The organism is Duganella sp. 1411 (assembly GCF_017833525.1).
Classification (GTDB): Bacteria; Pseudomonadota; Gammaproteobacteria; order Burkholderiales; family Burkholderiaceae_D; genus Rugamonas.
Map to the genome: position 1 here is coordinate 253796 of NZ_JAFICD010000005.1, position 12673 is coordinate 266468.

The 12673-nt window shown below is 60.4% G+C and carries 11 protein-coding genes and 1 tRNA gene; 9 read left to right on the top strand and 3 right to left on the bottom strand.

Going from position 1 to position 12673, the window contains the following annotated elements; genetic code table 11:
* Window positions 1–110: 110 nt before the first annotated feature.
* From rpsU to JOD97_RS24135, 5 genes are all read left to right on the top strand, one after another.
* Window positions 111–323 carry a 30S ribosomal protein S21 gene (rpsU, locus tag JOD97_RS24115; protein WP_008451879.1) on the top strand — a complete coding sequence of 71 codons (213 nt, stop codon included), beginning with the start codon at window positions 111–113 and terminating at the stop codon, window positions 321–323.
* Window positions 324–454: 131 nt separating this feature from the next.
* The gene (locus JOD97_RS24120; RefSeq protein WP_209724274.1) at window positions 455–904 is read left to right on the top strand and encodes a GatB/YqeY domain-containing protein; all 450 of its coding nucleotides are present in this window, start codon (window positions 455–457) and stop codon (window positions 902–904) included.
* Window positions 905–1024: 120 nt separating this feature from the next.
* The gene (gene dnaG, locus JOD97_RS24125; protein ID WP_209724276.1) at window positions 1025–2821 is read left to right on the top strand and encodes a DNA primase; all 1797 of its coding nucleotides are present in this window, start codon (window positions 1025–1027) and stop codon (window positions 2819–2821) included.
* Window positions 2822–3336: 515 nt separating this feature from the next.
* Window positions 3337–5580, top strand: a complete 2244-nt coding sequence (gene rpoD / locus JOD97_RS24130) for an RNA polymerase sigma factor RpoD (protein ID WP_209724278.1) — start codon at window positions 3337–3339, stop codon at window positions 5578–5580.
* Between the two features lie 103 nt (window positions 5581–5683).
* Window positions 5684–5762 (top strand) — tRNA-Ile (locus JOD97_RS24135).
* Window positions 5763–5837: 75 nt separating this feature from the next.
* Here the strand turns inward: JOD97_RS24135 and JOD97_RS24140 are convergent.
* Entirely contained in the window at window positions 5838–6356 is a 519-nt protein-coding gene (locus JOD97_RS24140; RefSeq protein ID WP_209724280.1) for a DUF2726 domain-containing protein, read from the bottom strand.
* Between the two features lie 767 nt (window positions 6357–7123).
* On the opposite strand from JOD97_RS24140, the gene JOD97_RS24145 reads away from it, so the two are divergent.
* Window positions 7124–7720, top strand: a complete 597-nt coding sequence (locus JOD97_RS24145; RefSeq protein WP_209724282.1) for a CHAP domain-containing protein — start codon at window positions 7124–7126, stop codon at window positions 7718–7720.
* A gap of 114 nt (window positions 7721–7834) precedes the next feature.
* Here JOD97_RS24145 and JOD97_RS24150 read toward each other — a convergent pair whose 3' ends face one another.
* Complete coding sequence (locus tag JOD97_RS24150; RefSeq protein ID WP_209724284.1) at window positions 7835–8314, bottom strand: DUF3016 domain-containing protein; 480 nt, start codon at window positions 8312–8314, stop codon at window positions 7835–7837.
* 151 nt (window positions 8315–8465) lie between these two features.
* Between JOD97_RS24150 and JOD97_RS24155 the strand changes: the two genes are divergently transcribed.
* Together JOD97_RS24155 and JOD97_RS24160 are read left to right on the top strand one after the other, a co-directional pair.
* Complete coding sequence (locus tag JOD97_RS24155) at window positions 8466–9092, top strand: LysE family translocator (RefSeq protein ID WP_209724286.1); 627 nt, start codon at window positions 8466–8468, stop codon at window positions 9090–9092.
* 122 nt (window positions 9093–9214) lie between these two features.
* Window positions 9215–10291, top strand: a complete 1077-nt coding sequence (locus JOD97_RS24160) for a Gfo/Idh/MocA family protein (protein ID WP_229264675.1) — start codon at window positions 9215–9217, stop codon at window positions 10289–10291.
* 30 nt (window positions 10292–10321) lie between these two features.
* On the opposite strand, the gene JOD97_RS24165 is transcribed toward JOD97_RS24160, so the two are convergent.
* Window positions 10322–10984 carry a hypothetical protein gene (locus JOD97_RS24165; protein ID WP_209724290.1) on the bottom strand — a complete coding sequence of 221 codons (663 nt, stop codon included), beginning with the start codon at window positions 10982–10984 and terminating at the stop codon, window positions 10322–10324.
* Between the two features lie 195 nt (window positions 10985–11179).
* On the opposite strand from JOD97_RS24165, the gene JOD97_RS24170 reads away from it, so the two are divergent.
* Window positions 11180–12667 carry a tryptophan halogenase family protein gene (locus JOD97_RS24170; protein ID WP_209724292.1) on the top strand — a complete coding sequence of 496 codons (1488 nt, stop codon included), beginning with the start codon at window positions 11180–11182 and terminating at the stop codon, window positions 12665–12667.
* The last annotated feature ends 6 nt before the right edge of the window (window positions 12668–12673 follow it).

Genomic DNA, 12673 nt, shown 5'->3' on the forward strand with positions numbered 1-12673 from the left:
CAGGGAAAACCACACGACGGGCCGGTGATACGGCCTGTGGGGTTCCATTTTGCTGCAAAAGCTGCTATAGTCTCTTTCTCCCTATAACCTCAAACGGTTTGAATTTTTACATGACCACTATTCGCCTTAAAGAAAACGAGCCGTTCGAAGTCGCAATGCGTCGCTTCAAACGCACCATCGAAAAAACCGGTCTGCTGACCGAGCTGCGCGCACGCGAGTTCTACGAAAAGCCAACGGCTGAGCGTAAGCGTAAGCTGGCCGCCGCAGTGAAGCGTCACTACAAGCGCATCCGCAGCCAGCAGCTGCCGAAAAAACTGTTCTAATTCTGCTTTACGCAGATTCAACCCGGCAACATGGCGCTTGCGCCGCGGGTTGAGTTAGAAAGATACCCGCTCCGGTCGCCCGCAGCGGGTTTTCGCATTTCTACACCGTTAATTTACCAAGGGAAATCCACATGGGCCTGAGAGAACAAATCACCGAAGACATGAAAAACGCGATGCGCGCCAAGGAAGCATCGCGCCTGGCCACCATCCGTCTGATCCTGGCTGAAATCAAGCGCAAGGAAGTCGACGAGCGCATCGAGGTCAACGACGACCAGACCGTCGCCATCGTGGAAAAAATGATCAAGCAGCGCAAGGACTCGATCACCCAGTTCGAAGCCGGCGGCCGCCAGGACCTGGCCGACATCGAAAAAGCCGAGCTGGCGATTTTGACCACCTACATGCCGGCCGGCCTGTCGGACGACGAGATCGCCGCCGAGGTGACCGCCGCCGTGGCCGCCTCGGGCGCCGCCGGTCCGCAGGACATGGGCAAGGTCATGGCCATCGTCAAGCCCAAGCTGGCCGGCCGCGCCGACATGACTGTTGTGTCGGCACTGGTCAAAAAGGCGCTGTCCCCGGCATAATCGACGTGGCGCCGATGGCGCCGTTGTACAGTTGTTTTACCTCCGCCGTGCCTTGATTCGCGTCAAAACCGGATCGGCGCGGCGGTATAGTCTGAAAAATTACCAAGACCGCTCAGCCCTGTGATCCCACAATCTTTTATCTCCGATTTGTTGAACCGCGTCGACATCGTCGACGTTGTCGGACGTTACGTGCAGCTGAAAAAAGGCGGTGCGAACTTCATGGGCCTGTGCCCGTTCCACAGCGAAAAATCGCCCAGTTTCACGGTCAGCCCGACCAAGCAGTTTTACCACTGCTTCGGCTGCGGCGCCCACGGCACCTCGATCGGCTTCCTGATCGAATACTCGGGCATGGGCTTTGTCGACGCCGTCAAGGACCTGGCGCAGAACGTCGGCATGGTGGTGCCCGAACAGGACGACAAGATTCCGCCGGCCCAGCGCGCGCAGATGCAGGCGCAAAGCCTGGCGCTGTCGGACGCGATGACGCAGGCGTGCGACTTTTACCGCGCCCAGCTGCGCGGCGCCTCCGACGCCATCGCCTACCTGAAAAACCGCGGACTGACCGGCGAGATCGCCGCCCGCTTCGGCCTCGGCTATGCGCCGGCCGGCTGGGACGGCCTCAAAAGCATCTTCCCCGACTACGAGGCGGTGGCCTTGGCCGAGGCCGGCCTGGTGATCGACAAGGTCGACGAGGACGGCGGCAACCGCAAGCGTTACGACCGCTTCCGCGAGCGGATCATGTTTCCTATTAAAAACACCAAAGGCCAGGTCATCGCCTTTGGCGGCCGGGTGCTCGACCACGGCGAACCAAAGTACTTGAATTCTCCCGAAACGCCTTTATTTTCAAAGGGCTTCGAATTGTATGGCTTGTTCGAGGCGCGCCAGGCGATCCGCGACGCGGGTTACGTGCTGGTGACGGAAGGCTATATGGATGTGGTGGCGCTGGCGCAGATGGGTTTCCCGCAGGCCGTGGCGACCCTGGGCACCGCATGCACCACCCATCATGTGCAGAAACTGTTGCGTCAGACCGACATGGTGATTTTCAGCTTCGACGGCGACAAGGCCGGCCGCCGCGCCGCGCGGCGCGCGCTGGAGGCCTGTCTGCCGCACGTGACGGACAACAAGACCATCAAGTTTCTGTTCCTGCCGACCGAGCACGATCCGGACAGCTATGTCCGCGCGCACGGCAAGGAAGCGTTCGAGCAAGAGATCCACGAGGCGATGCCGCTGTCGCAGTTCCTGATCAAGGAAGTGGTCGGCGAGCATGATTTGCAAAGCCCGGAGGGCAGGGCGCGCGCGCAGTTCGACGCCAAGCCCTTGCTGCAGTCGATGACGCCGACGGCGTTGCGCCTGCAGATCGTGCGCGGCCTGGCGCAGTTGACGCAGACCACGCCGTCCGAGATCGAGGTGCTGTTCGAGCTGGCCAAGCCGGTCGCGGTGGCGCGCAAGGCCCCGCCCCGCACCGGGCGTCCGGTGCCGGTCGGGCTGGAGTTGCAGATCGTGCGGCTGCTGGTGGCGCATCCGCCATTGGCGCTGGAGATCGACGCGTCGGCGCTGGCGGCGTTCCAGTTCTTCGGCGCCGAGCCGGCCGAGCGGCTGGCGCAACTGGTGGCGGCGGCGCAATCGCTGGGGCCGAACGGCAGTTTCGCGGCGTTCGCGCAACATCTGAAGTCGCAGGGCGACGAGTACGACGGCATCATCGCCGAAGTGGTGCAGGAGTCCGAGTCCGATTTTGATGCAGTGCGGTTGTTCCTGCGCGGCGCCATCCGGCAGGTGAAAAATGATGCTTTGAAGCAGGAATTGAGTCAGTTGTTCGCCGCCGGCCTGTCGTCCGACGAGATTGGCGTGCGTTACCGGGAATTGACTTCGCAGCAAGATCAGCTGTTGCGCGAGGCGCAAGCGGAGTTGGCGAACCGATAATGTTGCGGTGCGGCGGCGCAGGGTGGCGGAGCGTTTTGGGATGTCATGTTTCGGTCATGTTTCCAGAGGGGGACGTGGGGTTCTTCCCTCTGGATATTGAAAAGTGGCGTGCTATAATAAAACGCTAAGTGTTGTATCTTTTGGCATCGTTTTTGTGTTCAGAGTATGTTTGTTTTCAGTAAGTTAGGCTCTTGATCGACACGGAAAGACGTGGTGTCGGCGGCCAGGGCCAGCGCGGGTTAAGACGCGGGAACGCTATCGGCGGATCTTCTGTTTGTTGTCTAACCTAGTCATGGTTTCTTGCCCCCACGCACGTCTCCGGATGCAGTAGAATTTTGCCGAAGGCGGTGGAATTCTGTTGCGGTCGGTCGGTCTGACTGGGTGTAAGTGGGTGTAAGTAAGTCGTAGTATTGTCGAACCTGGGTCGGCAAGGTCGAAGACGCAGGTTCCAAGCAAATCGAACCGCAAGAAACTTTATCCTAAATAAGCAAGTCGTTGTGTAATCGAAAGCGCCTGTGCCAATCAAGAAACCTGAATCCAAAGCGGCTGCAAAGCCGAGCAAAGTGACCGCCCAATCCGCCAAAACCGCGGACAAGTCGGAAACGCGCGTCGCCAGCAGCAACCCGCCCGCGGTCAGCCAGACCACGGACGCCGCCACGCTGGCCGCCATCGACACCTCGGGCTACGTGTTGCCGTCGGTCAAAGTGCCGGGCCGGCGCGGGCGCAAGCCGAAAGAATTCCAGCCAGAAAACGACGAAGTCGCCGCGCTGAACGCGGTCGAACGCGCCGAGCTCAAGGCCGTGGACAAGGCCAAGGCCAAGGACCGCAAGGCCAAGGAAAAGGCCTTGCTCAAGGACGCGTTCTCGTCGGACACCGAGGCCACCGAGGAAGAGCTCGAGCGGCGCCGCCAGAAACTCAAGACCCTGATCAAGTTCGGCAAGGAGCGCGGCTTCCTCACGTACGCCGAGATCAACGACCACCTGCCGGAAAACATCGTCGATCCCGAGGCGATCGAAGGCATCATCGGCACCTTCAACGACATGGGCATCGCCGTCTACGAGCACGCGCCGGACGCCGAGACCTTGCTGCTGTCGGATAACGTGGCCACCGTCACCAGCGACGACGAAGCCGAGGCCGCCGCCGAGGCGGCGCTGTCGACGGTCGACTCCGACTTCGGCCGCACCACCGACCCGGTGCGCATGTACATGCGCGAGATGGGCTCGGTCGAGCTGCTCACGCGCGAGGGCGAGATCGAAATCGCCAAGCGCATCGAGGACGGCCTCAAGGACATGATCCAGGCCATCTCCGCCTGTCCGGTGACGATCGCCGAGATCATCGCCGCGTCCGACCGCATCCGCGCCGACGAAATCAAGATCGATGAAATCGTCGACGGCCTGGTCGACGACAGCGAAGAGGTCGCCGCGCCGGTCGCCGCCGCCCCGGCCGAAGAGGAAGACGACGAAGAGGAAGAGGAAGAAGAGGAAGAAGAGGAAGAGGAAGAAGCGAGCGCCTCCGGTGCCGCCGGCTTCTCGGCCGAACAGCTCGAAGCGTTGAAAAACGCCGCGCTGGAAAAATTCGACGTCATCTCCACCCAGTTCGACAAGATGCGCCGCGCCTTCGAAAAGGAAGGCTACAACTCCAAGGCCTACATCAAGGCCCAGGAAGCGATCTCGTACGAACTGCTGGGCATCCGCTTCACCGCCAAGGTCGTCGAAAAGCTGTGCGACACGCTGCGCGGCCAGGTCGACGAAGTGCGCCACATCGAGAAGCAGATCCTCGACGTCGCGGTCAACAAGTGCGGCATGCCGCGCGCCCACTTCATCAAAGTCTTCCCGGGCAACGAAACCAATCTGGACTGGGTCGACGGCGAAGTCAACGCCGGCCACGCCTACAGCGCCATCCTCGGCCGCAACATTCCGACGATCAAGGAGCTGCAGCAACGCCTGATCGACTTGCAAGCGCGCGTCGTGCTGCCGCTGCCGGACCTGCGCAACATCAACCGCCAGATGGCGGCCGGTGAAATGAAGGCGCGCAAGGCCAAGCGCGAAATGACCGAAGCCAACTTGCGTCTGGTGATCTCGATCGCCAAGAAGTACACCAATCGCGGCCTGCAATTCCTCGACTTGATCCAGGAAGGCAACATCGGCCTGATGAAGGCGGTGGACAAGTTCGAATACCGTCGCGGCTACAAGTTCTCGACGTATGCGACGTGGTGGATCCGCCAGGCCATCACGCGCTCGATCGCCGACCAGGCGCGCACCATCCGGATTCCGGTGCACATGATCGAAACCATCAACAAGATGAACCGGATCTCGCGCCAGATCCTGCAGGAAACCGGCGCCGAGCCCGATCCGGCGACCCTGGCGATCAAGATGGAAATGCCGGAAGACAAGATCCGCAAGATCATGAAGATCGCCAAGGAACCGATTTCGATGGAGACGCCGATCGGCGACGACGACGACTCCCACCTGGGCGACTTCATCGAGGACAACAACACACTGGCGCCGTCGGACGCGGCGCTGCACGCGTCGATGCGCGGCGTCGTCAAGGATGTGCTCGACTCGTTGACGCCGCGCGAAGCCAAGGTGCTACGCATGCGCTTCGGCATCGAAATGTCGACCGACCACACGTTGGAAGAGGTCGGCAAGCAATTCGACGTCACGCGCGAGCGTATCCGTCAGATCGAAGCCAAGGCCCTGCGCAAGCTGCGCCATCCTAGCCGCTCCGACAAGCTGAAAAGCTTCTTAGAAGGCAACTAAGGCTTGACTGCCTGCTGTGCTAGCCCTTATGCTCGCGAGTTCGTTTTAAAAGCGAGCGCGCGTCAGAGGGGCTAGCCGGTTCCCAGCGCATCTGCAACACCCTGGGCCTCTAGCTCATGCTTGGTTAGAGCAGCGGACTCATAATCCGTTGGTGCCGTGTTCGACTCACGGGAGGCCCACCATCTTTTCGTAGCTGCTCTTGGGCAGTTGTGACCCCCACAGCTTCATCGGCTGAAATCCCCTCATCCCCAATGATCTTAATGTCGGCTTGAAGTCGAAGTATTCGCTGGTTTTGGGCCAGAAGCCAATCCTGAAACTCGTTTGAGGGCAGCTTCGATATCTTGACGTATTTGGACTGATGTGGGGAAGTCGCGATATCTGATAGTTTGGTAGCCAGCATTGTTGAGCATCGCGTCTCTATCTGCATCCCTCGCGGCCTTGTGGTTGTGTGATGCGTCGTCTAACTCGATCACAACAATTGGAGTGAGCGTTTTGGTGCAGATAAGGAAGTCGGCAATTTTGCGGTCGAAGCGATTGCGGTCCTGCCGGTGCTGCGTTGTCAGAAGCGCGGCAAGTGGCATTTGGGCAAAAACTGTGCAGTCAGTGAGCGTTTCGGTGAGCCTGAAGAACATTTGCTGCTCTCTTGCCGTGAGCGGTCTGCGTGGCTGGAGCTTTAGCTGACTAAGTGGTTTTAATTTGCTTTGCTTTTTTGATAGCAAAGATGCAGCCAGAAGGACCACAGTTATTGCGATGGCGACTAGGACGGTGTTGTTCATTATGGTCTTCATTGTTGGCCTGCGGCAATTTTACCCTTCGACCAGCTACTGAATTGTCGCGCTTTGTAACATGATTCTTTACTGTCCCTGCTAGTGACAACGTATCAGTCCGCACCGTGTCCAACTCGCAGAAGATTTAGTTCCGTTGGAGAGTTTGTTTTTGATCGCGATCCGGGCGGCTGGCACACCTTAAAATCTGGTTATGGCAATGACGTCGTTGCTAAAAAACGCCACTTCCCTCAATGCATCATTTATCGGACCGAGCCGCCATGCCTATGACTCACGAAGCCCGTCCACCGTCTCCACCGATTGACAACGTATCAGGCAGCGGGGATGATGGGCGAATGGAAAAGCGCATTGAAAAAATTGAAACCGAGATGGCGCGATCAAGTTGGACCTTGGAATCATCAAGGCCACTTGCGCGACCAAGGCCGACCTCGCCGAGCTCAGGGCAAGTCTGGCAGAGGTCAAGACCACTATTATTTTGTGGGTTGTCACGACCGTAGTGCTTGGACAAATACTCCCTGGTCTGTTGAAGAAGTTTGGACTTATGTAACAACTAGCCCGCTGCCAGCGGGCTTTTTTATTGCTCAGGCGGTCCGTGACCGGCATCATTTGGCCACCTTGATCTACCTCGCAAGTGCCGCACGGTTCTCGCGCATGGGAAGGGCCACCTGACTCAGCTTCCTCACTGCGTTTTCTCAAAGCCGGATACATCCTCCACGTCATCATCTTTACTCTCTTTCGTCTTTGATCGAGGGCGTCTCATGTCAATCTTCCGTTTAGCTGTGTCAATCGTCGTGATGGCGATGTTCGCTTACGGCGCTGTTAGCGTCGTCAGCGCTCCCGTGCCCGCCGCCGCAAAATCAGCTAAGCGAACAGCCGCAACCTGTCCTGTCGAAAAGCAAATTCCCGGCGGAGGCTGTGCATGCGATGGACAGACAAATTGGTCGTCAACACCTTGCGTCCCACGGCCGCCAACGGTGTCGCGCCGTGTTGGGACGGTGATGTTGGGTCGGGAACTTCACTCGGACAATTGCGTCTTTTTCGTTCGGGACCGCGTGCCGTCGCTGCCGTACGGCCTTGGTACGTGGACCGGCAAACTTGCCATCATCAATGCCCACACGCCGCTGCCTGGCGATGTCGCCATCATCAACGTCGGCAGTGGCGTGTACAAGGACGTTGGGCATGTGGCGATCATTGAAGAGGTTACCGACAGTACGATCACTATCCTCGAGGGGAACTTTTATGCTGGCCACGTCAGCCGACGCACCGCGACCGGCGCAAACGCAGGGGAGGCGGCTGGTTTGTTGGGCATCGTGGGCTATTTTAGGCCCGGCAAAAAATCAGGTGGAACACCGTAATCCGTTCTGAGCCGTCGACGGCATTTGGCGGATTACGCTGCGCTAATCCGCCCTACGTGATTCCGGTGTCCGCTTGGTTTAGCGGCATTGGGACCTGCCCCTCCTAATTGTCCTTCAGCGCGCGGGTATGATTTCTTTCCTGAACCAGTCATCGAGCATCTGTTTCTCGTGCCCGTACAGGTCTTGGTTGTAGCTGCGCGAACCCATCAGGTAGTTCGGATCGGCCAGTTCCCGGTCGCCGCTGCGCAGTACTTTGCCGTCCTGTTCGATGCTGTAGCGCAGATGCATCCGAGGCCAGTCCGCCTGGCCCTTCATCACGCGGATGTCCCGCACCGGTACTCTCGGAAATACATCGCCGGCCAGGTCGATATCGAGAAACTCGACCTTCAATTCCTGGCCCGCAGGCAGCTTGGCTGCCAGCTCATTCAGGTGTTCGCGGAAAATCATTTCCATCGATTCGCGGTCGGAGGCGAAGCGCGGCACGTCGGTCATTTTTTCTGGATTGATATAGGTGACCGTGGCGGCGGCCGAAGCGCTGGCGGCAGCAACCAAGCCTGCGATGACCAGGCCTGCCTTGCCGATGAACTTGCTCATGAATGTCTTCCTTTTGTGCGGTGTTATACCCGGTGACTCATAAATATACGCTCATTCGCGGCGGATGCCATCCGACGCATATTTCGCTGGGCATCCCCTTGCATACATGCCAAAATTGCAGCCGAAAAAACATACTAACAAGGATAACCGAATGTATTTCCCGTCCCTGTCGCAGTTGGCTCCGCACGGCACCACGTTGATGGCGCTGACCATCACCGCCGTTTTGTTGACGCCCGGGCCGACCAATACGCTGCTGTTCCTGGCCGGCAGCCGCGATGGTTTCCGCCGTTCGTTGCGCCTGATCGCGGCGGAGTGGATCGGCTACATGATCGCCATCGGCATCTGGTGCGCCTTCCTGGCGCTGGCCGCCGCCATCGCGCCCTGGGCGCCGACGGTGGCGCGCGCCTGCGCGGCGACCTACATCGCGTACTCGGCCATCAAATTGTGGCGCACCGCAGCCACCGCCGGCGCGGCCGGCAGCGCCGCCATCGGTCCGCGCGCGCTGTTCTTCGTCACGCTGCTCAATCCCAAGGCCTTCTTCTTCGCCACGGTGGTGTTTCCGCCCTTGGCCGATGGCGCGGCGGCGCTGTCGCAGGCGTATCTGCTGTTCAGCAGCCTGCTGCTGCCGATCGCCGCGCTGTGGATCGCGATGGGCGCGGCCTTGCTGGCCTACCCGGGCGCCACGCCGCGCCAGCCGCTGGTGCATCGCATCGCGGCGGGCGTGTTGCTGGCGTTCTCGGGTTCGATGTTTGTTTCGCTACTGGCGTCGGCCCGCTAAGGGACGAGAGGATTTTTCCCGCCGCATCCAATCGCGCGCGTTGCTTCTATACTAAAATTATCACTCGCAATGAATACTAACCAGGAGAACTCGGGATGATAGATTTGGATCGGCGTAGTCTGATGATTGCCGCTGGGGGCGCCCTGGCGGCGACGGCGGTCGGCACTCCCGTTTGGGCGGCGACGCCCGAACGCAAACTCGGGTATGCGATCGTCGGCCTCGGTGGTTACGGTCTCGGCGTGATCATTCCGCAGTTCAAAAACTGCCAGCACAGCAAGCTGGTCGCGCTGGTCAGCGGCGATCCGGCCAAGGCCAAGCGCGTGGCGGCCGAGTATGGCGTGCCGGAGTCCGGCATCTACGACTACAAGAGCTACGACAAGCTGAAGGACAATCCCGACGTCGACGTCATCTATATCTGCCTGCCCGTATTCATGCATGCGGAATATACGGTCCGTGGCGCCGCCGCCGGCAAACACATCCTGTGCGAGAAGCCGATGGCCTTGTCCTCCGCCGAGTGCGAGACCATGATCGCGGCCTGCAAGAAGGCCGGGAAGAAATTGATGATCGGCTATCGCTGCCACTTCGAGCCTTATAATCTGGAGGCGATACGTCGCGCCCGCGCCGGCGAGATCGGCAAGCTGCGCTATTTCCGCTCGGAGCATGGTTTCACGGCGGGCGGGTCGTCGTCGTGGCGCTTGAAGAAGGCGATGTCGGGCGGCGGTTCGCTGATGGACATCGGTATTTATGCGCTGCAAGCTGCGCGCTACATGACCGGCGAGGAGCCAATCGCCGTGTACGCCAAGGAGACCACCGACCGCTCCGATCCCCGCTTCCGCGAGGTCGAGGACATGATCGAGTTCCAGCTGGAGTTTCCTTCGGGCGTCATCGGTTCGTGCATGTCGATGTACAGCGCCAACCAGAACCATATCTTGCTGATGGGCGACAAGGGCCGTATCGAGCTCGAGCCCGGTACGTCGTATGCCGGTCAGCGTTTGTGGGTGGGTAACGGCCGTAGCAACGAAATCACGCCGCCGCCGGGCCCGGGCGCGACCCAGTGGGCGGGGCAGCTCGACCACATGTCGAAGTGCGTGATCGACAACCGCGAGCCCATCGTGCCTGGCGAGGAAGGCTTGCGCGACATGCGCATCATCGAGGCGATCTACAAATCGGCGCGCGAGCAGAAGCGGATCGTGTTGTAACGCGGCGACCCGCCGGCGCCGGCGCCGGGTTCACGCCTTGCGCTGGTGCTGGCCGGCTTCCTCGGCGATCTTGATGTCCAGCATAGAGATGACGAGGTCGTCCTCGGTCAGCAGTTCTTTCAGCGGAAAGCCGTCCTCCATGGCGATCACGGCGCCGGCCGTGACCTTTTCCACCACGTCGGCGCCGGGCGGCGTGTGCGGCATGAAGGCAAATTGCGGGAAGCGGGTTTTGCCGTGCTCGGCGAGCTCGCTGAGCGTGCGCGGCGCCGCGCGCAGCAGGCCGTTGCGCACGTGGTGTTGGCGCGCTTCGTCGCGTTGCTTGAGCAGCGCGGTCAGCCGCACGATTTCCTCTGTCAAGCGATCCGACTCCGCCTGCTGATTGCTCAGTTCGTCGTCGCTGAGCGCCTCCTCCCACTGCGTCAATTTCAGCAGCCCGCGCTTGTGCAGCGTCTGCCGTTGCAGGTCGATCTCGATGGCGGCGGCGCGGCTCTGGTGCGAGTCGAGGTCCTGCGCGATGCTGGCGTCGCCGTTGGCGCGGTGCCATTTGTCGCCGAAGTTGAACACCAGGCCGTCAAAGTAAAAATACATCGGCAAGCCGTTCGCCGGCGCGTAGGCCAGCACTTGCTTGGTCGTCATATTCCAGCGGGCAGCCAGTTCCGCCAAGGTCAGTGTCAGGGGTTCGATCGTGGGCATGATGGGCGGTCAAATCGTCAAATATTGGGCGTCATTTTCTCACAGTCGCTTGCATCCCGCGTCCATTTGTTGTGCCGGCGATTACGTTTTTGACGTTTTGACCTGCTGTTTTTTCCCAGCAAGGCTATTGTTGGCAAAGTCGTTGCTATACTTTCCTGCGAGACAGCGCTCGACTGTCCATAGCGAGGAGACGAAATGACGGACCGCAGGTTAAGGAAGATAGTGATCGTGGGCGGCGGCACCGCCGGATGGATGACGGCCGCGCCCCTGGTTCAACGGCTGGGCAAGGGCTGCGAGATCGTGCTGATCGAGTCGCCCGACATCGCCACCGTCGGCGTCGGCGAGGCGACCTTGCCGACCATTCGCTATTACAACGCGGCGCTCGGGCTGGACCACGCCGACTTCCTCAGGAAAACGCAGGCCTCGTTCAAGCTGGGGATCGAATTCAAGGATTGGGGCTACCTCGGCAACCGTTTCTTTCACGGCTTCGGCGACTTCGGGCCGAAGATCGAGGGTCGCTCGCCGCACATGCACTGGCTGCATCTGGCGCGCGTCGACAAAAACATTCCGTCCTACGAAAACTGGTCGATGTCGACCTTGATGGCGCGCAATCACCGCTTCGCGCCGGCCACCCCCGACGACCCGTATTCCTACGGCTTCCATTTCGACGCCAGCCTGTATGCGATCTACCTGCGCGACTACGCGGTGCAGCGCGGCGTGACGCGGATCGAGGCGACCATCAACGATGTCGAGTTGCGCCCGGAGGATGGTTTTATCGCGGCCGTGAAGCTCAAGGACGGCCGCCGCATCGACGGCGATCTGTTCATCGATTGCTCGGGCTTCCGCGGCTTGCTGATCGAGGGCGCGCTCAAGGCCGGCTATGACGACTGGAGCGACAAGCTGCCGTGCAACAGCGCGCTGGCCATGCTGTGCGCCAAGGCCGAGAAGCTGGAGCCGTTCACCACCGCCACCGCCAAGGGCGCCGGCTGGCAGTGGCGCATTCCGTTGCAGCACCGCACCGGCAACGGCCATGTCTACAGCAACGCCTTCACCACCGACGACGAGGCCGCGCGCGTGCTGATCGAGGGCCTGGACGGCGCGCCGCTCGACGAACCCCGGCAGCTGCGCTTTGTCACCGGACGCCGCCGCAAGTCGTGGCTGAAGAACTGCGTGGCGATCGGACTGGCCGCCGGTTTTATCGAGCCGCTGGAATCGACCAGCATCAACTTGATCGAGAACGCCGTGGGCAAGTTGATCGAGCTGTTCCCGGATCGCGATTTCGCTCCCGAATCGACTTTCGAGTTCAACCGCTACATGGCGTATCGCTACGAGTCGGTGCGCGACTTCATCATCATGCATTACAAGCTGACCACGCGCACCGACACCGAGTTCTGGCGCTACTGCGCCAATTTGCCGATTCCGGACAGCCTGAACCACCAGATCGAGTTGTTCCGCGAAACCGGCAGGGTGGTCATCTACGATCAGGAAGGCTTCGGCGACCCGTCGTTCATCTCGATGTTGCTGGGGTTGGGCGTGGTGCCCAAGGCCGACGATCCCTTTGTTGCCGCCTTGGATCGCGATGCCTTGCAAGCCCACATGGCGAGCGTGCGGGCGGGCATCATTCAAAAGGTGGCCGGCATGCCGTACGTCGCCGACTACCTGGCGCGCGCCGTCGCCCAGTGAGCCGGC